General features: G+C 73.6%; 19 protein-coding genes. 9 read left to right on the forward strand and 10 right to left on the reverse strand.

The window, feature by feature from the left end:
* Positions 1 to 21 precede the first annotated feature (21 nt).
* On the reverse strand, positions 22 to 1,026 hold the full coding sequence (locus tag ACFVT2_RS38450; protein WP_390025872.1) for a zinc-binding dehydrogenase: 1,005 nt from the start codon (positions 1,024 to 1,026) through the stop codon (positions 22 to 24).
* A 145-nt stretch (positions 1,027 to 1,171) separates the two neighbouring features.
* The gene (locus ACFVT2_RS38455) at positions 1,172 to 3,244 is read right to left on the reverse strand and encodes a thioredoxin domain-containing protein (RefSeq protein WP_390025874.1); all 2,073 of its coding nucleotides are present in this window, start codon (positions 3,242 to 3,244) and stop codon (positions 1,172 to 1,174) included.
* 217 nt (positions 3,245 to 3,461) lie between these two features.
* Here ACFVT2_RS38455 and ACFVT2_RS38460 point away from each other — a divergent pair, with 217 nt between their 5' ends.
* Complete coding sequence (locus tag ACFVT2_RS38460; protein ID WP_390025901.1) at positions 3,462 to 6,743, forward strand: tetratricopeptide repeat protein; 3,282 nt, start codon at positions 3,462 to 3,464, stop codon at positions 6,741 to 6,743.
* Positions 6,744 to 6,923: 180 nt separating this feature from the next.
* Here the strand turns inward: ACFVT2_RS38460 and ACFVT2_RS38465 are convergent, their stop codons facing one another.
* Together ACFVT2_RS38465 and mca are read right to left on the reverse strand one after the other, a co-directional pair.
* Positions 6,924 to 7,172 carry a hypothetical protein gene (locus ACFVT2_RS38465; RefSeq protein ID WP_390025876.1) on the reverse strand — a complete coding sequence of 83 codons (249 nt, stop codon included), beginning with the start codon at positions 7,170 to 7,172 and terminating at the stop codon, positions 6,924 to 6,926.
* Positions 7,173 to 7,176: 4 nt separating this feature from the next.
* Positions 7,177 to 8,049: a mycothiol conjugate amidase Mca gene (gene mca / locus ACFVT2_RS38470; protein ID WP_390025877.1), complete on the reverse strand. Its 873-nt coding sequence runs from the start codon at positions 8,047 to 8,049 to the stop codon at positions 7,177 to 7,179.
* Positions 8,050 to 8,181: 132 nt separating this feature from the next.
* On the opposite strand from mca, the gene ACFVT2_RS38475 reads away from it, so the two are divergent.
* Both ACFVT2_RS38475 and greA read left to right on the forward strand, forming a co-directional pair.
* The gene (locus ACFVT2_RS38475) at positions 8,182 to 8,598 is read left to right on the forward strand and encodes a DUF4307 domain-containing protein (protein WP_390025879.1); all 417 of its coding nucleotides are present in this window, start codon (positions 8,182 to 8,184) and stop codon (positions 8,596 to 8,598) included.
* Between the two features lie 248 nt (positions 8,599 to 8,846).
* Positions 8,847 to 9,344, forward strand: a complete 498-nt coding sequence (gene greA / locus ACFVT2_RS38480) for a transcription elongation factor GreA (RefSeq protein WP_390025880.1) — start codon at positions 8,847 to 8,849, stop codon at positions 9,342 to 9,344.
* 118 nt (positions 9,345 to 9,462) lie between these two features.
* On the opposite strand, the gene ACFVT2_RS38485 is transcribed toward greA, so the two are convergent.
* The 3 genes from ACFVT2_RS38485 to ilvA form a co-directional block, all read right to left on the reverse strand.
* Positions 9,463 to 10,341 carry an ABC transporter permease gene (locus ACFVT2_RS38485; RefSeq protein ID WP_390025881.1) on the reverse strand — a complete coding sequence of 293 codons (879 nt, stop codon included), beginning with the start codon at positions 10,339 to 10,341 and terminating at the stop codon, positions 9,463 to 9,465.
* Positions 10,338 to 11,426 carry an ATP-binding cassette domain-containing protein gene (locus ACFVT2_RS38490; protein WP_390025883.1) on the reverse strand — a complete coding sequence of 363 codons (1,089 nt, stop codon included), beginning with the start codon at positions 11,424 to 11,426 and terminating at the stop codon, positions 10,338 to 10,340. Before ACFVT2_RS38490 ends, ACFVT2_RS38485 begins: the two co-directional genes overlap by 4 nt.
* Before the next feature lie 442 nt (positions 11,427 to 11,868).
* Entirely contained in the window at positions 11,869 to 13,143 is a 1,275-nt protein-coding gene (ilvA, locus tag ACFVT2_RS38495; protein WP_390025903.1) for a threonine ammonia-lyase, read from the reverse strand.
* A 184-nt stretch (positions 13,144 to 13,327) separates the two neighbouring features.
* On the opposite strand from ilvA, the gene ACFVT2_RS38500 reads away from it, so the two are divergent.
* The 3 genes from ACFVT2_RS38500 (at position 13,328) to ACFVT2_RS38510 (ending at position 14,817) form a co-directional block, all read left to right on the forward strand.
* Positions 13,328 to 13,828, forward strand: a complete 501-nt coding sequence (locus tag ACFVT2_RS38500; RefSeq protein WP_390025885.1) for a MarR family winged helix-turn-helix transcriptional regulator — start codon at positions 13,328 to 13,330, stop codon at positions 13,826 to 13,828.
* 258 nt (positions 13,829 to 14,086) lie between these two features.
* Positions 14,087 to 14,551 carry a sigma factor-like helix-turn-helix DNA-binding protein gene (locus ACFVT2_RS38505; protein ID WP_390025887.1) on the forward strand — a complete coding sequence of 155 codons (465 nt, stop codon included), beginning with the start codon at positions 14,087 to 14,089 and terminating at the stop codon, positions 14,549 to 14,551.
* Positions 14,548 to 14,817: a hypothetical protein gene (locus ACFVT2_RS38510; RefSeq protein WP_390025889.1), complete on the forward strand. Its 270-nt coding sequence runs from the start codon at positions 14,548 to 14,550 to the stop codon at positions 14,815 to 14,817. Before ACFVT2_RS38505 ends, ACFVT2_RS38510 begins: the two co-directional genes overlap by 4 nt.
* A gap of 72 nt (positions 14,818 to 14,889) precedes the next feature.
* Here the strand turns inward: ACFVT2_RS38510 and ACFVT2_RS38515 are convergent, their stop codons facing one another.
* On the reverse strand, positions 14,890 to 16,050 hold the full coding sequence (locus ACFVT2_RS38515; RefSeq protein WP_390025891.1) for a cystathionine gamma-synthase: 1,161 nt from the start codon (positions 16,048 to 16,050) through the stop codon (positions 14,890 to 14,892).
* Positions 16,051 to 16,263: 213 nt separating this feature from the next.
* On the opposite strand from ACFVT2_RS38515, the gene ACFVT2_RS38520 reads away from it, so the two are divergent.
* From ACFVT2_RS38520 to ACFVT2_RS38530, 3 genes are all read left to right on the forward strand, one after another.
* Positions 16,264 to 17,406 carry a hypothetical protein gene (locus ACFVT2_RS38520; protein ID WP_390025892.1) on the forward strand — a complete coding sequence of 381 codons (1,143 nt, stop codon included), beginning with the start codon at positions 16,264 to 16,266 and terminating at the stop codon, positions 17,404 to 17,406.
* Positions 17,407 to 17,565: 159 nt separating this feature from the next.
* Positions 17,566 to 18,234 carry a peptide-methionine (S)-S-oxide reductase MsrA gene (msrA, locus tag ACFVT2_RS38525; protein ID WP_390025894.1) on the forward strand — a complete coding sequence of 223 codons (669 nt, stop codon included), beginning with the start codon at positions 17,566 to 17,568 and terminating at the stop codon, positions 18,232 to 18,234.
* 366 nt (positions 18,235 to 18,600) lie between these two features.
* Positions 18,601 to 18,813 (forward strand): hypothetical protein, encoded by a 213-nt coding sequence (locus ACFVT2_RS38530; RefSeq protein WP_390025896.1) that lies wholly within the window; start codon positions 18,601 to 18,603, stop codon positions 18,811 to 18,813.
* A gap of 40 nt (positions 18,814 to 18,853) precedes the next feature.
* Here the strand turns inward: ACFVT2_RS38530 and ACFVT2_RS38535 are convergent, their stop codons facing one another.
* Both ACFVT2_RS38535 and ACFVT2_RS38540 read right to left on the reverse strand, forming a co-directional pair.
* Positions 18,854 to 20,269 carry a DUF2786 domain-containing protein gene (locus ACFVT2_RS38535; RefSeq protein WP_390025898.1) on the reverse strand — a complete coding sequence of 472 codons (1,416 nt, stop codon included), beginning with the start codon at positions 20,267 to 20,269 and terminating at the stop codon, positions 18,854 to 18,856.
* Positions 20,266 to 20,508: hypothetical protein (locus ACFVT2_RS38540; protein WP_390025899.1), on the reverse strand; the 243-nt coding region annotated here is incomplete at its 5' end. The genes ACFVT2_RS38540 and ACFVT2_RS38535, both read right to left, overlap by 4 nt.

Below are 20,508 nucleotides of genomic sequence, written 5' to 3' on the forward strand. Positions count from 1 at the left end.
CCCTCACCTTTAGGCCGCGGCTTACAACTCCACCAGTACGGAGCCGAGATGCTTGCCCGCGATCAGCTCCTGGAGCGCCCGCGGGGCCTGCTCGATGCCGTGCAGCCGGGAGTGCGGGAAGGTGAGGGTGCCGTCGCGCAGCCCCTGGCCGAACAGCTCGTTCCACTCCGGGATCAGGTCCCGGTGGTCGTAGAGGGCGACGCCACGCAGGGTGATGCTCCGGGCCAGCAGCGACAGGGTGTCGATCGGCGTGGTGGACACCGTCCCGTCGGACAGCTGGGTGGAGAGCGCGCCGACGAGGGCGAGCCGGGCACCGCGGTTGGCGACGGCGATCGCGGCCTGGAGCTGCTCGCCGCCCACGTTGTCGAAGAGCGCGTCGATGCCCTCCGGGGCGGCGGCGCGCAGCTGCTCCTCGATGGGCCCGGCGCCCCGGATCACCACCGCGTCGTAGCCGAACTCCTTCAGCAGCCGGTCGGCCTTCTCCCGCGAGCCGGTACTGCCGATGACCCGCGCGGCGCCGCGCAGCTTGGCGATCTGGCCGGCCAGCGAGCCGACGCCGCCGGCCGCCCCGGTGACGAACACCGTGTCCCCGGGGCGCACTTCGGCGCCGCGGTCGATACCCATCAGGGCGGTGGGCCCCTGCGAGAGGTAGCCGGCCGGGTCGGGCAGCAGGCCGGGGGCGAGGCGCTGGACCTCTCCGGCGTCCAGCAGGGCGTACTCGCGCCAGCCGAGGCGGTGCTCCACCAGGTCGCCGGGCTTGAGGTCGGTCCCGGGGGCGGCGACCACCTCGCCGACGGCCGCCCCGTAGAGCGCCTCGCCGACCTCGAAGGAGGGCATGGGGACGGTGGTGACCTCGTCCATCAGGGTGCGCATCACGGCGGCGACGGACATCAGGGTGTTGCGTACCAGTACCTGGCCCGCCGCCGGTTCCGGGACGGGGACCTTCACGATCTCGAAGAGGTCATCGGTGACCGGACCCTCGGGACGAGCGGCCAGGCGGACTTCGCGGTGCGTGCGGTTCTTCATGCCCCGAGGCTAAAACTTGACGTACGCGTCAAGTTCAATCCGGTCGCTGGTCCTAGGACTTGAGGCGGGCGGGGCGGGGCCGTTCGGGCCCCTCGGCGCCGAGGAGGGTGCGCCGCCCTACGGGCCGCGGCCCCGCCGCACCGCCTCAGGACCGCAACCGCTCCGCCAGCTCCTCCGGGTCCGTCGTCGGCCGTTCGCAGGTGAAGTGCCGGCATACGTAGGCGGCCGGCTTACCGTCGACCAGGGGGCGCGCCATCAGCAGCGGCACCTCGGCGGCGGCGTCCGCCCCGGGGGCGCCCAGTGCCACCACCGTCCCGGGGGCGGTGCCCAGCAGCGCGGCGCGGTGCAGCGCACGGGTGGCCGGATCGTCCGGCGGGCCGACCACCGCGACCTCGCGCGGCCCGTCCAGCGCGGCCTCGGCGACCGCCAGCCCCCAGCCGATGAAGCGCGGCGCCCGGCCGCCGAGGGCGGTGACGATGCCCAGGGCGCGCTCCGCGGCGTCCCGGTGGAGCGCGCTACCGGTCAGCGCCGCGTAGGAGAGCAGCGCCCCGGCCGCGGCGGTCCACCCGGAGGGCGTGGCGTTGTCGGTCGGGTCCTGGGGGCGGCGGATCAGCCGCTCGGCGTCGGCGGCGGTGTCGTAGAGCGTGCCGTCCGGGGCGGTGAACTGCACCAGGACGGTGTCCAGGAAGAAGCCCGCGAACTCCACCCAGACGCCCTCCCCGGTGGCCGAGGCCAGCGCGAGGAAGCCCTCGGCGACGTTGGCGTAGTCGTCCAGGACGCCGGCGTTGGCGCCGGCCGTGCCGTCCCGGGAGGTGCGGTGCAGCCGGGCCTGCCAGTCCATGTGGACGCGGACCAGCAGGTCGGCGGCGTCGGTGGCGGCCTGCACCAGGTCGGGGCGGTCGAAGTAGACGCCGGTCTCGGCCAGCGCGGCGATGGCCAGGCCGTTCCAGGAGGCGACGACCTTGTCGTCGCGCCCCGGGCGGGGACGCTCCGCACGGGCCGCGAGCAGCCGCTCCCTCACCGACGCCACCCGGTCGACGTCTACCAGGCCGTGGGTTTCGGGGAGTTGGAGGACGGAGGCGCCCTCCTCGAAGGTGCCCTCCTCGGTGACGCCGAAGTACGTGGCGGCGAACTCGGCGTCCTTCTCCCCCAGGACGGCGCGCAGCTGCTCCGGTGTCCAGACGTAGTACGCGCCCTCGGTGTGCCGGCCCGTCCCGTCGTCGCTGTCGGCGTCCAGTGCGGAGGCGAAGCCACCCTGGTCGGTGCGGAGTTCACGGACCATGAAGTCGGCGGTCTCCAGGGCGATCCGCCGGGCCAGGTCGCCGAGTCCGTCAGCGGCTCCGTCGCGGGCGGTGGCGCGCCACAGGTGGGCGTAGGTGCGGCACAGCAGGGCGTTGTCGTAGAGCATCTTCTCGAAGTGCGGAACGACCCATTCCCGGTCGACGGAGTAGCGGGCGAAGCCGCCGCCGAGCTGGTCGTAGATCCCGCCGCGGGCCATCGCCGCGCAGGTCGCCCCGGCCATCTCCAGGGCGCCGGCGGAACCCGTCCGGGCATGGTGGCGGAGCAGGAACTCCAGGACCATGGACGGCGGGAACTTCGGCGCGCCGCCGAACCCGCCGTGCACCGCGTCGCATTCGCGGGTCAGCCCCATCAGGGCGGCGTGCAGCTCCTCGGGGCGCGGGGGCCGCTGGTCGCCCTCGGGCAGCGACTCGGCCAGCGAGCGGCCCGCGAGGTCGGCGACGATCCGGCCGGCGACCTCGCCGACCTCGTCGCGCCGGTCGGTCCAGGCCCCCCGGACCCCTTCGAGGACCTGCCCGAAGGAGGGCATGCCGTGGCGCGGCTCGGGCGGGAAGTACGTGCCGAAGTAGAAGGGTTCGGCGTCGGGGGTGAGGAACACGGTCATCGGCCAGCCGCCCTGGCCGGTGGCGGCCTGTACGGCCTCCATGTAGACGGCGTCGACGTCCGGGCGCTCCTCGCGGTCGACCTTGACGGCCACGAAGTGCTCGTTGAGCAGCGCGGCGACGGCCGGGTCCTCGAAACTCTCGTGGGCCATGACGTGGCACCAGTGGCAGGAGCTGTAGCCGACGCTGAGCAGCACCGGCACGCCGCGCCGCCGGGCCTCCTCGAACGCTTCGGGGGACCACGGCCACCAGTCGACGGGGTTGTCGGCGTGCTGGAGCAGATATGGGGAAGTCTCATGAGCCAGGCGGTTCGGCATGAGGCCATCCTCTCCCAATGGGGCAGCGGTTTCCGGGAGAGGCGGGAGTTATCCACAGCCCTGCCGGAAACCGCCCGGACGCGAAACACTGTGGGTACGGCGGTGATCACGCCGGGGCGGGCCGCGCGAGGGCGCGGGGACGCGCCGGTGGGTAGGGGTGATCCGCCGGCGACCGCTGGACCGCCAGGACTGCTGGCGACTGTTGGAGGGGGAGGGCATGCCGGGCGAACTGGCTGGACTGCGGAACGGCCATCGGAAGGAAGCGGACGAGCTGCTGGCGCGGGCCGTCGAGGAGGAGGCGCGCCGCGCGGGGAGCCGGCTCGACGGGCCGGCGCTGCTCGGCAGGGCCCGGGCGGCCCTGGACGAGCTGGCCGCCCCCGCGGCGGAGGAGTACGGGGCGTACGTGCGCGCGCTGGATGAGGCGGCGGCCGGCCGGCGGCCGCTCGCGGAGCGGCTGTCGCGCAAGGAGCTGGGCACGCCGGCGGTGGCGTCGGCGGTGGCCGCGGTGGCCGCGTTCGGTGCGGACCTGGCGTACGGCACGGGCGGTGGACCGGCGCTCGGGGCGGGTGCCGCGGCACTGGTCGCGGGCGCGGCGGCCACGGTGGTGAAGCTGACCGCCGGTCATTTCCCGGCGGCGCACCGCCAGGCCGGGATGCGGGGCCAGCCCGGCGGGCCGGAGCAGTTGCGGCTCCAGTGGTTGACGGCGCTGGAGGTGCGCGGCATCCGCCCGTTCCTGGACCAGCAGCGGATGCTGAGCGCGGCGGCCCGGGGTGGCGGCGCGTCCTCCGCCCAGCCCGCGGGGAAGGGTTCCCGGGGTCCGCAGCTGCGCGGTGCGGACCGCAGTGCGGCGGCCCGCCGGCGGTCGGTCCTGGAGCGGTCGTTCGCGCAACTTCCGCAGCCGGACGGCCCGTTCGCGGGGCGTCGGACGGAGCTGGCCCAGATCGTCCAGTGGGTGCAGGCCGGCCGGGCGAGCACGGAGACCCGGCCGATCGTGGTGGTGCTGCACGGCGAGCCGGGCGCGGGCCGGACGGCACTGGCGGTGCGGGCGGCGCATCAGCTGCGCGATCAGTTCCGCGGCGCGTGTCTGGTGGATCTGCGGGGTGACACCCCCGGCGAGGTGCCGCTGCCGACCCGGGACGCGCTGTTGCACCTGCTCAACCGCCTGGGTGCGCCGCGCGAGCAGTTGCTGTTCCGCGAGCGACCCTCGCAGGAGCAGCACGTCAGGAGGCTCACCGAGATCTACCACCAGCATCTGTCCGGGCTCCCGGTGACGGTGCTGTTGGATGACGCCTCGGATGCGGAGCAGGTGCGGGCCCTGGTTCCGGACCGCTCCGACAGCCTCGTCCTGGTCACCTCCCGTACGCCGCTCGCACTGCCCGCGGATCTGGAGGCGCGGGTGCACCAGCTGCCGGTGGCGGCGCTGGACACGGCGGGCACCGAGGAGCTGCTGCGGTCGGCGGCGCCCGCCGGGGAGGAGCCGGCGGACGGCGCGGGCCCGTACGACGCGCAGTCGATCGACCGGATCTCCGAGCTGTGCGCCGGGCTGCCGCTGGCACTGCGGGTGGTCGGCTCCGCCCTGGGCGGCCGCTCCCCCGCCACGCTGGCGCGGGAGCTGGCGGCGGTCGACGGGACGGCACCGGTGGAGCGGGCCCTGACGCTGCGCTACGCCGACCAGCCGCCGCCGGCCCGGCAGTTGCTGCGCCGGCTGGCCCTGGTGGGTCGGGCGAGCCTGGGCGTGGCCGCCGCGGCCGCGCTGCTGGGGGTCCCGGACGCGGAGGCGAAGCGGCAGTTGACCGCGCTGGCCGAGACCGGCTTGATCGAGCACGTCCGCGGCGCGCGCTACCGCCTGCACCCCCTGGTGCACCGCTTCGCGCACGACCGGCTGACCGACGAGGAGGAGCCGGCCGAGCGCGCCGCGGCCCAGGAGCGGCTGATCCGCGGCTATGCGGAGCTGGCCGACGCGGTGATCCGGCTGGTCGACGGCAATACGTCCACCCGCGCCGACCGCTTCGGCCCGCACGGTTTCGCGTCCTTGGACGCGGCCCTCCAGTGGCTGGACGACGAGACCAGCTTCATCACCGCCGCCCTGCGCCATGCCGATCAGGACGTGGACCAGGACACCGTCTCGCACCTGCTGGGCGCGCTGTGCGACTACTGCCTGCTGCGCGGCGACCTCTACCGCCTGGGCGAGTTGAGCGAGCTGACCCGGGCGGCCGGCCAGGGGATGCTGGTCCGCTCGGTGCAGTGGCGGACGGGTGTCGCGGCCCGCCAGTTGGGCGAGCTGGACCGGGCCCGGACGACCCTGTCGTCGGTGGTCGACCTCTATTTCGAGGCGCAGCACCCGGTGGGCGCGGCCCGTGCGCTGCGCGACCTGGGCATCACGCTCCAGCAGCAGGGCAGCCTGACCGAGGCCGCAGCCAAGCTGCGGGAGGCGCTCGATCTCCAGGCCGGCCCCGAGATGCGCGGCGACCGGGCATGGACGCTGCACGCCCTGGCGGCGGTGGAGCGGGATCGGGCCCGGCTCCCCGAGGCGCTGGAGATGCTGCGGGAGTCGCTGGTGCTCCATGAGGAGAGCGAGAGCCTGCACGGCCAGGCGTGGGCGCACTTCCAGCTCGGCCAGGTCCATCTGCGGCAGGGCGACGTCCCGGGCGCCGAGGCCGCACTGCACGCCGCCCTGGAGCTGTACGGCCGTACCCACGACGACCGCGGCACGGCCTGGGCGATGACCCAGCTGGCGCGGGCCCGGCTGGTGGACGGCGACCCCGGCCCGGCCGTGGACCAGTTGCGCCGGGCGCTGCCGCTGCACCGCCAGCACGAGGACGCCCGCGGTGAGGCGTGGACGATGTACTACCTCGGCCAGGCGCTGGAGGAGCGTGGGGAGCGCGATGAGGCGCTGCGCCAGCTGGAGCGCTCGCGGAACATGTTCAGTCGGATGCAGGACGGCTACGGCCTGGCCTGCGCCCGGCACCACGCGGGCCGGGTGACCCGGGATCTGCGGGCCGAGCAGACCGGTTCGCTGCGCAACAGCGGCTTCGCCCGGCAGCTGCTCCAGGACGCCCGGAAGGACTTCCAGCGGATCGGGGTGGTGCACGGCGAGGCGTGGTCCGTGGTGGAGCTGGTGATCATCGACGCCGGCAACGGCCGGACGGCCCAGGCGCTGGCGTTGGCCGACGAGGCCGGGCAGCTCTTCGCCGGTTACGGCGACCGGCGCGGTGCGGACTGGGCGCGGTTCCTGCGGTGCACGCTGCTGCCGTTCGCCTCACCGGGCGGTTCGGTGGTCGGCACGGCGGTGGCGCAGGAGGAGCTGGCGCAGCTGGTCCGGGAGCGGCACGACGACCGGGACGCCAAGCTGGAGGACTGCGCGCAGACGTTCGGGCTGCTGTTGGAGCGCGGAGTGGAGCCGGAGACGGGGTGGCAGGCATGGCGGCTCGGCATGGTGCCGGACCGGCACGCCCGGGAGATCATGGGCGTGCCGACGGCACCGGCCACCGCGGAGTGACGGTGCCGGCGCGTGCCGCCGGTACGGAGCCGGGGCGTCCGGCCCGCGATACGGCTCGCTGACCGCTTGGATCAGCGAGCCGCCGGGCCGGTCGGCCGGCCGCTGCCAGACGGCCGGTTCCATGACCGCCACCCGGTCCGTACGCCCGCGCGCCGTGCACCACGGCCCGGCGCCGGGCCGTCAGCTGGTCTTCGGCTCCGGGGCCGCGGCGGCCGGGGCGGTGGTGCCCGCCCGGCCGTCCTCCGTGGGCTCCTCGAAGTCCACCTTCCGCATGTGCTTGTTCATGGACTTCATCAGCAGCCACACGGCGCCGCCGATGACCGCGAAGACGATGAAGCCGAGGACGCCGGGGGTCACCTTGTCCTTGTCGAAACTGTCGGCAAGGGTGACGAAGTGCGTCAGGGCGAGGGTGCTGGTCGCGCTCATCATGGACTCAATTGTTGCGGATGCCCGCGAAGAGGTCGTCCTCGGGGAGCGAAGTGTCCACGAGCGACTTCGCGAGCTCGTATTCCTCCGTCGGCCAGACCTCGCGCTGGACGTCCATCGGCACCCGGAACCACCCGCCGTCGGGGTCGATCTGGGTGGCGTGGGCGATCAGTGCCTTGTCACGGATCTCGAAGAAGTCGGCGCAGGGGATGTAGGTGGTCAGCGTCCGCTCGCGCCGCTCGAATTCCTTCCACCGCTCCAGCCACTCGCCGTAGGGCGATTCCATGCCGCGGGCCAGCAGCGCCTCGTGGAGGGCGAGGGTGCGCGGCTTGTTGAAGCCCTGGTTGTAGTAGAGCTTCTGCGGCTGCCAGGGCTCACCGGCCTCCGGGTACTTCTCCGGGTCGCCGGCCGCCTCGAAGGCCACCATCGTGATCTTGTGGGTCATGATGTGGTCCGGGTGCGGGTAGCCGCCGTTCTCGTCGTAGGTCGTGATGACCTGCGGCTTGAATTCCCGGATCAGCTTCACCAGGCGCCCGGCCGCGACCTCGACGTCCTGGAGGGCGAAGCAGCCCTCGGGCAGCGGCGGCAGCGGGTCGCCCTCGGGGAGCCCGGAGTCGACGAACCCCAGCCACTCCTGCTTGACGCCCAGGATCTCCCGGGCCTCGTCCATTTCCTTCTTGCGTACCTCGTGGATGTGCTCCTCGATGTACGGGTCCCCCTGGAGTTTGGGGTTGAGGATGGACCCTCGCTCGCCCCCTGTGCAGGTGACGACCAGCACGTCCACCCCCTCGGACACGTACTTGGCCATGGTGGCCGCACCCTTGCTCGACTCGTCGTCGGGGTGGGCGTGGACCGCCATCAATCGCAGCTGCTCAGTCAAGACTCGATCCTCAGTGAAAAGCCGGAGAAGATGCCTCCTATAGTGACCGAAGCGAGGGGGCGCTGTATTCCCTGGGGCGGGGACCCCCCGGGGGTCCGCTTCTTCCCCGGTCCCCTACCAGGAGGATGGATCATGACCGCGGTGCGCGAAGGGCTCCCGGACGGACGCTACGGCCGTTCCGCCGACCAGCGCGCGGACCGCAAGCTCAAGATCATCGGGGCGGTGCTCGGCGCGACCCTGCTCGGCGTGGTGGGCTGGCTCGGCGTCTCGTACATCTCCGGGCAGGACCTCAGCGGCCGGATCATCACCTGGGACGCGGTCTCCGACCACGCGGTCAAGGTCCACCTCGAAGTCGTCAAGGGCAAGGACGACACCGGCGTGTGCACGCTCCGCTCGCAGGCCACCGACGGTTCCGAGGTCGGCCGCAAGGACATCACCATCGACCAGCGCACGGGACAGGTCGACACCGAGGTCACGGTGCGGACGACGAAGCGCGCGACCAACGCCATCCTGGTCGGCTGCACGGGCACCCCGGCCGGCAACGGCTGACCTCACGGGACGCGCCGGCGGGGTCCGGTGCTGACCGTCCGGAAGGGCCCGGTGACTCGATCGGCCGACGCCGGCGCGCCGCCCGATCGGCTCTGATCAGCGGTGATGCAGTCCTGCGCGACCACTGTGAATTTCCTCTTCCCCCTTTTGTGCCGGAATTGTTAGGCTCGTGGTTTCGCCCACCTGTGAAGGCGCAAACCTTCCTGGTAGGGCGTTTGATTTATCCCCAGTACCGACGAGGAGCACCTGTGACCCAGACCAGCGAGAACGTCACCTGGCTGACCCAGGAGGCGTATGACCAGCTCAAGGCCGAGCTGGAGTACCTGTCTGGTCCCGCACGCGCCGAGATCACCGAGAAGATCCAGGCGGCCCGCGAGGAGGGTGACCTGAAGGAGAACGCCGGGTACCACGCGGCCAAGGAGGAGCAGGGCAAGCAGGAGCTGCGCGTCCGCCAGCTCACCCAGCTGCTGCAGGCCGCGAAGGTCGGCGAGGCCCCCGCGGCCAACGGTGTGGTCGCTCCCGGCATGGTCGTCACCATCGCGTTCGACGGAGACCCGGACGACACCCTGTCGTTCCTGCTGGCCTCGCGGGAGTACGCGAGCTCGGAGATCGAGACCTACTCCCCGCAGTCGCCGTTGGGGACCGGCGTGAACGGCAAGAAGGTCGGCGCCGACGCCGAGTACGAGCTGCCCAACGGCAAGAAGGCGTCGGTGAAGATCCTCGACGCCAAGCCCTACAACGGCTGAGCCGCGGTACGTACGGAGATCAAGCGCAGCGGAAGCGGCCCGGAGCATACGGTTCCGGGCCGCTTCCGCATGTGCGGGGCGGGTGCCGGCCGGGCCGCGGTGCGGCGCCGGCCGGACCTCAGGCGGTCGCCGAGCGGTACTTGCGGACCGCCAGCGTCCGGAAGACCACGATGATCAGGACGGACCAGATCACCGAGGCCGGCACCGGGTGTTCCATCGGCCAGGCGCCGGTCACCGACCGGGGCACGTTCGCGATGGTGTTGCCGAACAGCTGCCGGGCGCCGGCGACCGTGGCGCTGAACGGGTTCCACTCCGCGATGTGCTGGAGGAACGCCGGCATGCCGTTGACCGGGACGAAGGCGTTGGAGATGAACGTCAGCGGGAAGAGCCAGATCAGCCCGCCGGAGGTGGCCGCCTCGGGGGTGCGGACCGAGAGGCCGATGAGCGCGCCGATCCAGGAGAAGGCGTAGCCGAGCAGGAGCAGCAGCGCGAAGCCGGCCAGTACGCTCGCCGGGTTCTCGTGGCTGCGCCAGCCGATCAGCAGCGCGACCACGGCCAGCACCACCAGGGTCAGTGCGGTCTGCACGAGGTCGGCGAGGGTCCGGCCGGTGAGCACCGCGCCGCGGGACATCGGCAGCGAGCGGAACCGGTCGATCAGCCCCTTGTGCATATCGTCCGCGATGCCCGCGCCGGCGCCGGCGGTGGCGAAGGTGACGGTCTGCGCGAAGATCCCGGCCATCAGGAACTCCCGGTACACCTGGGCGTTGCCGGCCGGGGCGCCCGGGAGGGCGATGGACCCGCCGAAGACGTAGGTGAAAAGCACCACGAACATGATCGGCTGGATCAGCGCGAAGATCACGACCTCGGGGATGCGCAGCATCCGGATCAGATTGCGTTGGGCGACCACCAGCGCATCGCGCATGGGCCGCATGAGGCCGCCGCGCGGCCGTGGGTTCCGGGCGGGGGCCGCACCGGCCGGGTGACCGACCGCACTCATCGCACACCCTCCTTGGTGGTCGCCGCGCCGGCCCGGTCGCCGTCCGCGCGTGCGTCGCCTTTCCTGTTGGCTTTCCCGTTGCCGTTCCCGTGGCCTTTCTTGTTGCCGTTCCCTTTCCCGTGGCCGTTGCCGCTGTCCGCTTCCGCCGCGGCGGTGTGGCCGGTCAGCGCGATGAAGACGTCGTCGAGGGTCGGGCGACGCAGCCCGATGTCGTCGATCTCCACCCCGCGGGTGTCCAGTTCGCGGATGACGTCGGCGAGCAGCTTGGCGCCGCCGGTCACCGGGAACGTGAGCTTGCGGGTGTGCGGTTCGACCGCTCCCTCGCCCTTGGCGACCGCGCGCAGCACGCCCTCGGCCGCCGGGAGCTGCTCGGGGGCGTGCACCACGACCTCGATCCGCTCGCCGCCGGTGCGGGCCTTGAGCTGGTCGGAGGTGCCGCGGGCGATGACCCGGCCGTGGTCGACGACGCAGATGTCGTGCGCGAGCCGGTCGGCCTCCTCCAGGTACTGGGTGGTGAGCAGCAGGGTGGTGCCGCCGGCGACCAGCTCCTGGATGACGTCCCACAGCGCCTGGCGGTTGCGCGGGTCCAGGCCGGTGGTCGGCTCGTCCATGAACATCACGGGCGGACTGACGACCAGGGCGGCGGCCAGGTCGAGTCGGCGGCGCATCCCGCCGGAGTAGGTCTTGGCGGTGCGGTCGGCGGCGTCGCCGAGGTTGAACCGCTCCAGCAGCTCGGCGGCCCGGCGCTTGGCGTCGCGTCCACTCATCTGGTAGAGCCGCCCGACCATCACCAGGTTCTCCCGGCCGGTCAAGTACTCGTCGACGGCGGCGAATTGGCCCGAGAGGCCGATGGCGCGGCGCACCGCGTCGGGGTGCGCGAGGACGTCGATGCCGGCCACCCGCGCCGTCCCCTGGTCGGGCCGGAGCAGGGTCGTCAGGACCCTGACGGCGGTGGTTTTGCCGGCACCGTTCGGGCCGAGCATTCCGAGGACGGTTCCTTCGGGAACGTCGAGATCGACGCCGTCCAGTGCCCTCACCTCACCGAAGGTCTTCACCAGACCTTCGGCATAAATGGCGCCTGGCATATGGGTACCCCCATGGCTTGGATCAGTTCCGGGTCGAATGCGATAGATGAGCCGAATAGTACGTTTTGGGGCGTTCGGTGGCACTTGTTGACGACGCCCCCGTTCCTGTCGCTCCACGGGGCGCGGGTGCGCGGGTGCGCGGGTGCGCTTCAGGGCGTACGAGTGACTCACGGGCGCTGGTCCGCGGTGGGGCGCCATGGCACAGCGACCCCCGCGGCCGCAGCGATGGTACTCCCAACGCGATACATCGCGATATGGGCGCGCGGAGACGGAGATTCACTCGACATCGCGCGGCACGGGGGGGGGAAGGAGGACGGCGATCCGGCAGCGCGACGAGGCTCCGGGGGCCGGAGCCCACAACGGTGCGGGGCAGTGACTGCCTACAACAGTGCGGGACGGTGGCTGCCCGCCACCGCCCCACTCGCACTCCGCGCCGCGCCGCTCAGACCGCGACCACGTCGTACCCCGCCTCGCGCAACGCCGCGGTCACCTCGGAACAGTGCTCCGGCCCCTTGGTCTCCAGGTGGAGTTCGACCTCCACCTCGGTGAGCCCGAGCCGGGGATCGATGCGCACATGCCCCACGTCGAGGACGTTGGCGTCCACCACCGTGAGGACGCCGAGGAGGGTGGCCAGCGCACCCGGGCGGTCGGTGAGCCGGACCCGGAACGAGAGGTAACGGCCGGCGGCGGCCATGCCGTGACGGAGGATCCGCTGCATCAGGAGCGGATCGACATTGCCGCCGGAGAGCACCGCGACCACCGGCCCCTCGAAGGAGCCGGGCGACGACAACAGTGCCGCCACCGGGCTCGCCCCGGCCGGCTCCACCACCAGCTTCGCCCGCTCCAGGCACAGCAGCAGGGCGCTGGACAACTCGTCCTCGGTGACCGTACGGACCTCGTCCACCAACTCCCGCACGATGCCGAACGGCACGTCACCGGGCCGCCCCACCTTGATGCCGTCCGCCATCGTGGCCAGCGGCTCGATCGCCACCGGGCGTCCCACCGCCAGCGACGGCGGATAGCAGGCCGCGGCCGCCGCCTGTACCCCGACCACCCGCACGTCCGGCCGCAGCGCCTTGACCGCCAGGGCGACGCCCGCCGCGAACCCGCCGCCGCCCACCCCGACGACGACGGTGCGCACCTCCGGACACTGTTCGAGGATCTCCAGGCCGACCGTGCCCTGGCCCGCGATGATGTCGCGGTGGTCGAAGGGGTGGATGAAGACCGCACCGGTCTGCCGCGCGTACTCCTGGGCGGCGGCCAGCGTCTCGTCGACGACCTGGCCGTGCAGCCGCACCTCGGCGCCGTACTCGCGGGTCGCGGCGACCTTCGGCAACGGGGCGCCGACCGGCATGAAGACCGTCGAGGCCACCCCCAGCAGGGACGCCGCGAGGGCCACCCCCTGCGCGTGGTTGCCGGCGCTCGCCGCCACCACACCGGCGGCCCGCTCCTGGGCCGAGAGGCCGGCGATCCGCACGTACGCGCCGCGGATCTTGAACGAGCCGGTGCGCTGGAGGTTCTCGCACTTCAGGTGGACGGGGGCGCCCACCAGCGCCGACAGATAGCGGCTGCCCTCCATCGCGGTGGTCCGCGACACCCCGGAGAGCAGCTTCTGCGCCTCGCGCACCTCGTCGACCGTGATCCCCGCGAGCGCCGCCGGCGCGGTGGTCGCGGAGCCCGCGGACGGGAGCGGTGGATGCGGCGTGTGCTCGACCATGCGGCCAGTCTCGCAGTTCGGCCAGGAGCGGGCCTTTTCCGGCCGGATGGCGGACACCTGCGGGTCGGCCGGGCCGCCCGCCAGGGCCGGAAGAGCCGTACGCGGCAGCGCCGGCACGGTCTGCGCCGGCTCCGCGTACGCTGTCTTCCCCACCGTACCCACCCCGATTAAGCGAGCCCCGGCCATGCCCACGCCTCCGGACATGACGACCCACCCCGACACCGCTCACCTCGACGCGCTCCAGCACCAAGTGGCCGTCTTCGCCCGCCGTGCCGAACAGAGCCGGCTCGGTGGCGTCGGGCAGGCGCGCAACTCCATGGACCGCGCCGCCTATCTGCTCCTCAACCGCCTGGACCAGGAAGGCCCGATGGGCGTCAAGGCCCTGGCCTGCGGGATGGGGATCGACTCCTCCACCGTCACCCGGCAGGTCGCGCCGCTGGTCGACTCCGGACTGGTCAACCGCGCCACCCACCCCGAGGACGGCCGCGCCGTGGTCCTGGAACTGTCCGAGCGGGGCCACGCCCGGCTGGACGAGGTCCGGGCCTCGCGGCGGGCGCTGATGGCGATGGTGACGGAGAAGTGGACCGACGAGGAGCGCGACGCCTTCACCGCGCTCCTGACGCGCTTCAACACCTCGCTCGCCGAAATCACCGCACTGTCGCCGGCCGGACCGCCGACGTCCTGACGGCGTAGCTCCGACGGCGACGTCCGACGGCGTTGCCCGCACCGCGTGGTCCGCGGATCCGCGGGCCGGTACGGGCCGTTGTGCGGGGGCGGAACGGCACCGGGACGCGCGGAGTCGGGTGCCCGTGTCACACCTCTTGACCCCGCCCGCGGACTGCCGTGCCATGGAGGGCCGAGGGGCTGTCCGACGGGCTGTCCGACGGGCCGGGGCGTCGCCATAGGGGCCGGGCGCCGGATGCCCCGTCATCCGGGAGGCGCGGTGGGAGAGCGGCGGCGGGCGCGGGAGCGGCGCCGGGTCCGGGAGTTCGAGGCGTTCACCGCGGGCGCCGCGGGACGGCTGCTGCACGCCGCCGCCCTGCTCACCGGCGAACCCGCGGACCGGCCGGCCCCCGTCGCAGAGGAGTTGCTGCTCCGCGCACTGGCCCGGACGTACGCGGGCTGGGACGGGCAGTGCGGTGCGGACCCCTACGAGCGGGCCCGTCGGGAGCTGGCCGCGGCGTTCGCGCACACCGCATGGCGGCACCGCCGGCCGCGGGGCGGTCTGCTCGGCCCGCTGTCCCCGCGCGAGCGCCTGGTGCTGGTGCTCCGCCTCCACGAGGACGTGGCCGAGGAGCAGGCCGCGGCCCAACTGGGGCTGCCCGCCGAGCGGGTGCGCACCCTGCACCGGCACGCCGTGAGCGAACTCCGCAGCCGCCGCCCGCAACCGGCTGCCGCGCCGCCGTGAACCCGCCGGAGTGCCGGCCGCCCGACCGCAAGGAGACCGAGGCCCGGCGGATGCTGCGGGCCGGCCCGTATCCACCGGTGCCGCCGGACCTGGCCGTACGCGCGGCCGCCCGCGGTCGCCGGTTGCTGGCCCGGCGCCGCCTGCGGCACCGCGCCGGATCACTCCTCGCCCTCCTGGCGCTGCTGACTCTCGTCATCTGGGCGGGAGTTGAACAGCCCTGGCGCCCACCGCCGGCCCGCACCACCCCTCCCGTAGCGGGGTACTGAGGGGAACGGAACGGACCGGGGCGGACTACCGGGGCGGGCCGCCGAGGAGCGGCCGGCCGCGGGCGGAGTGGCTCAGCCCAGCGCCTGCGTGAGGTCGGCCAGCAGGTCGTCGGCGGACTCGATGCCGACCGAGAGGCGCACGAGGTCGGCGGGGACCTCCAGCGCCGAACCGGCCGTCGAGGCGTGCGTCATCCGACCCGGGTGCTCGATCAGCGACTCCACGCCGCCCAACGACTCCCCGAGCGTGAACAGCTTGGCGCGGTTGCAGACCTCCACCGCCGCCTCTTCGCCGCCCGCCACCTGGAACGACACCATGCCGCCGAAGGACCGCATCTGCTTGGCGGCGATCTCGTGGCCGGCGTGCTCGGCCAGCCCCGGGTAGTAGACCCGGGTGACCTTCTTGTGGGAGGTCAGCAGCTCGGCGACGCGCGCCGCGTTGGCGCTGTGCCGGTCCATCCGGACGGCCAGCGTCTTGATGCCGCGCATCACCAGCCAGGCGTCGAACGGCCCGGCGATCGCGCCCATCGCGTTCTGGTGGTAGGCCAGTTCCTCGCCGAGGGTGTCGTCGTTGACGACCAGCGCCCCGCCGACCACGTCCGAGTGGCCGCCCATGTACTTGGTGGTGGAGTAGACCACCACGTCCGCCCCGAGGGCGAGCGGCTGCTGGAGGTAGGGGCTGGCGAAGGTGTTGTCGACCACCAGGCGGGCGCCGGCGTCCCGGGCGACCCCGGCGAGCGCCGCGATGTCGCTGATGCCGAGCAGCGGGTTGCTGGGCGTCTCCACCCAGATCACCTTCGTACGGGGGCGCAGCGCGTCCCGGACGGCCTGCGGGTTGGACGTGTCGGCCACCGACCACTCCACGCCCCACCGCTCGACGACCTTCGCGAACAGGCGGAACGTGCCGCCGTAGGCGTCGTTGGGGATCACCACGTGATCACCCGGGGCGAGCAGGGTGCGCAGCAGGCAGTCCTCGGCGGCGAGGCCGGAGGCGAAGGCGAGGCCGCGGCGACCGCCGTCGAGGGCGGCGAGGTTCTCCTCCAGGGCGGTGCGGGTCGGGTTGGCGCTGCGGCTGTACTCGTAGCCGCCGCGGAGCCCGCCCACGCCGTCCTGCTTGTAAGTAGAGACCTGGTAGATGGGCGGTACCACCGCGCCGGTGGCCTGGTCGGGCTCCTGACCTGCGTGGATGGCAAGGGTTTCGAAGTGCTGGTGGCGCTCGTCGCGCTGTTCGCTCATGTCTGCTGAGGGTAGTCGGCCACCGGACCGAACTTTCCGGAACTTTCTGGTTCGCTGGATAGTGGATACATACGAGAACGAGGAACCGGGAGAACGGGAGACCACCGGGCAGGCCGTCACGCCACCGCCCGCGGCCCCCGCCCCCTCCACGCCCCAGCCCCTCCCTGGCACCTGCCCAGCCCTGCCCCTGCTCCTCCGACCGGGACACACCACATGGACGTTCTGCTGTTCCTCTTCGCCGCGATCGCGCTCGGCGGTCTGGTCTTCCTGCCCTGGATGCGGCGCCGGAAGGCCGTACAGCACGCCGAGCGGGGCCTGGCGGTGGCCACCGACCCGATGGCCGGCTACGGCTTCGTCCCCCTGGAGCACCTCGACGTGCGGCTTCCCGGCCCCGACGAGCAGCTGGCCGAGGCGCTCGTCGAGATGCGCCGGACGCACGACTGGCGCCCGGCCGCGGAACTGCTCCGGTCCACCGGCGACAACTGGGAGCTGCGCTGGCAGCGGGTGCAGACGCTGGCCGGCGCGGCCGCGTTCGAGCTCGCGGAGACCTCCCACGGGCCGGCGGCCCCCGCCGCCCCCGGTGGCACCCGGACCGGCGGCATCTGGCTGCGCACCTGGCGCGCCGAGGCCCCCAAGGACCCGGGCGGCGCCCAGACGCACGCCCAGTTCCTGGTCGTACAGGCGCTGCGCGACCCCGGCTCGCAGGACTTCGCGATGATCCTGGAGGAGGCCCGTACGGTCTGCCGGGAGGCGGCGCTGCTGGCACCGGGCAGCCCCATCCCCTACATCACCGAACTGGCCGTCGCCCGCGGCCTGCGCGAGCGCCCGGCCGACTACGAAGAGCTCTGGTCCAAGGTCCGCCAGCGGGCGCCGCACCACATGGGCGCGCACCTGGCCGCGCTCCCGTACTGGTCGGAGAAGTGGCACGGCTCCCGCGACCAGGCCGAGAAGTTCGCCGGGCGGGCGGCCGCCGACGCCCCGGCGAAGAGCCTGCTGCCGGCCCTCCCGCTCTTCGCGGTCTACGAGCACCTCCCCGAGGCCAACATGGTCCGCAGCCTCTTCCAGAGCGCGGTCGTCGAGCGCGCCATAGAGGGCGCCCACTTCGCCCTCCGGGAGGCCCCGGCCGACCACCCGATGGCACCGCACGTCCGCCACCTGCTCGTCTGGTTCCTGGTCCGCGCGGAACGCTACGCCGAGGCGATGGAGCAGCTCCGCCTCGTCGACGGCCATGTGGGCGCCGTCCCGTGGTCCTACGGGCGCAGCCCGGCCGCCGAGTACGCCGCGTACCGCGCCCTGGCCATCGCCGGCTGGGAGCAGCTGGGCGGCACACCGGCGGGATTCCGGGCCCAGGGCTAGGGTCCGGGCCGTGGAGCGGGGGCAGATGGGTCCTGGCCGCGGGTGCGCGTGGGGCCGGCGGGCCGGAATTCCAGCCGGCGCCCGGACGTTCCACGGAACGGATACCGCACCCGCCCCGCCGCACCCGTCCCCCGCCCCCTCCCCTGGAGCACGATCCTGATGCTGTTCTCCCGCTTCAAGACCCACCTCCCCACCCCCGAGGAAGCGCTGAAGGGACGCCCCGAGCGGGACTTCGCCGTCCCCGACCGGCACACCGTCCTCGGTAACCCGCTGCTCGGCCCGTACCCGGAGGGCCTGGAGGTCGCCGACTTCGGGCTGGGCTGCTTCTGGGGCGCCGAGCGGAAGTTCTGGCAGGCCGACGGCGTCTGGACCACCCTCGTCGGCTACCAGGGCGGCCTCACCCCGCACCCCGCCTACGAAGAGGTGTGCAGCGGCCACACCGGCCACACCGAGGCCGTCCGCGTCGTCTTCGACCCGGCGGTCGTCCCGTACGCCGCCCTCCTGAAGCTCTTCTGGGAGTCCCACGACCCCACCCAGGGCTTCCGCCAGGGCAACGACGTCGGCACCCAGTACCGCTCGGCGATCTACACCCACTCCGCCGCCCAGCAACAAGCCGCCGAAGCCTCCCGCGACGCCTACCAGAAGGTCCTCCAGTCCTCCGGCTACGGCGACATCACCACCGAGATCCTCCCCGCCGACACCTCCCGCCCCTTCTATCCGGCCGAGGCAGGCCACCAGCAGTACCTCGACAAGAACCCCGCCGGGTACTGCGGAATCGGCGGGACGGGGGTCTCCTGCCCGGTCGGCGTGGCCAAAGCGGACGGCTGACGGCACCACTTGGGATTCCGGAGCTACGCACGCAAGGCGTGCGACGAGCAGTTGTCACTCGCCCGACGGCACACGGCCCTGAGGTGTGCCGTCGGGCGCTACTGCCCGCTCGGCCTCCACGCGACCTGGGCCCACCTCGCCGCGACGGCGCGCCCCTCCCCCGATCTCCGCAGGGATCCGGCGGCCCTGCTGCGCGCGCTTCGGACTCTGGAGGACAGCCGAACGGTCCGGCTCAACGAGGCCGCCGCCTTCGGCATCCGACGCCACGCGGAGAAAGCAGCCGGCCGACGCACCCCACGCCGCAACGACACACCGCACGCGAGCGGACCCCACTGGCCCAGACGGGCTCGGCGGAACAGACCTGAAGTGCAGGCCAGTCGCTGGATCCTCGCGACCGATGAGCAGTACCTGCCGGCCGCGCTGCTCACCGCCGCACCGGAGCGGTTCGACGTCCGACTGCCGAACGTCTTCGTCCACGCCGACCCGGAACTGCGGGAGATCCTGCGCCCGCTCTGGCAACGGCTCGGGGTGACCCGGCGCTTCCGCCCCGCGTCCTTCTGGTGGCGCCACCAGGGCTGACGGCGCGGATGACGGGGCGGCCGCTCGTGGCCCCTCGCCGTCAGTCGGGGGTGCCGGGCTCGGGGTGGCCGAGGTGGGCGCGGTCGGCGGCGGCGGTGCCCTGGTGCCAGCCGGCGGCGTCGCGGATGCCGCGGAGCCGGACCGGGGCGGTGTCGGGGAAGAGGGTGCCGGTGGTCTCCTCGACGGCGAGTTCGCGGGCGGCGAGGACCGGGAGGAGTCGGTCCGGGGCGGTGGACTCGGCGGTGGCCGCGGCAGTCGCGGCGGCGGTGGCCGCGGACAGGCGGGTGCGGATGCGGTCCGCGTACGCCACGAGGAAGGTCTGGCGGAAGTCACGGGTGCGGCGGGAGCGGCCCCGGGCGTGGTGCTCGTCGCCCGCGCGGTTCATCGCCGAGGTGGCCTGGAGCAGCAGCGAGGTGTAGAGGAGTTCGGTCGCCTCCAGGTCGGGCGGGAAACCGACGACGGTGGAGAAGGCCAGGTCGGCGGCCCAGACGGCCTGACAGCGGTTGGCGGCCGCGACGGCGTCGAGGAGCAGCGCCTTGCCCTGTTCGTAGGGGCCTTCGATGCCGATGCGGATCGCCGAGGGCCCGTCGGCGGGCCGGCTGCCCGCGGGGCCGTGGGCGTGCGCGAGGAGGGCCTCGTCGATGCTGTGCCGGGCCATCAGTTCCTGGGCCTTGGCGGACAGCGCTTCGGCCTCCTCCGGGAAGGTGGTCGCCTCCGCCTTGGCGAGCAGGCCGCGGATCCGGCCGAGGACGCGGGTCGCGGAGGTGCCGCCGCCGGCCCCGCTCCCGCCGGCCGCGTCGGACTCGCCGGAGGCACTGGACGGGGGCGGCAGCGGGGTGATCCTGGGGAGTCGGGAGATCAGGCGCAGCGCGGTCAGCACGTCGTACGCGGTCTCGAAGCGGGAGGTGCGGCGACGGGCCGCCAGGGCGTCCAGGTAGGCGGGGTCGACGTCCCACCAGACGCGGGCGTCCAGGCCGTCCAGCTGGGCCTGCCAACGGGGGTCCCGGGCGGCGCCGGACGACCGCGGCCGGCGGGCCTCCTCCGCGGCGACGGCGTCGATCACCAGGGCCGCCGGCGCGTCGTCCGGCGCCGCCCGCCGGACGATCCGCTCCAGGTCGGCGGGTTGCCAGCCGCCCGCCCAGCAGCGTCGGACGGCGTCCACGGCGGCCGCGACCACGGCCGCGCTCATCGCCTCCCAGCCGGGCGCCGCGGCGGCCAGCATCGAGGCACCCGCCTCGATGGCGTCCTCGGCGGCCGCCCCGTCCGCCGCGTAGCGGACCCGGCCGAGGACGGTACCGAGCAGGTCGGCGGCCTGCCGGGCGTGGTCGGCGGTGCGGGCGCGGTCGGTGTCGCCGCCGGGCCGGGCGGCACTGCCCGCGGCGCCGCTGTGCCCGCGGCCCTTCCCGCGGCCCGCTCCGCTGCGCTTCCCGCCGGCGTTTCTCGCGTGCTCACTCACCCGGCCACTGTACGGACGGCCGTCGGCGCCGCCGCCGGCCGGCAGGTCCGCGCCCGCCGCGTACGTCCGGCACGTACGCCCCCGCGGCAGCGCGCTCCGTCCCGCTGCGTCAGCGCGAACCGCTCGGCCGCGCCGCCCTGTTGGGCCGACGCGGCCATCGGGGTCCGGCCGTCGGGGGCCGGCCGGGCGCACCGTGGACAGCAGTCGGCGCCCGGTGCCTCGCGTTCACCGCGAGGCAC

Source organism: Streptomyces sp. NPDC058000 (assembly GCF_042886435.1).
In the GTDB taxonomy this organism is placed as follows: domain Bacteria; phylum Actinomycetota; class Actinomycetes; order Streptomycetales; family Streptomycetaceae; genus Streptomyces.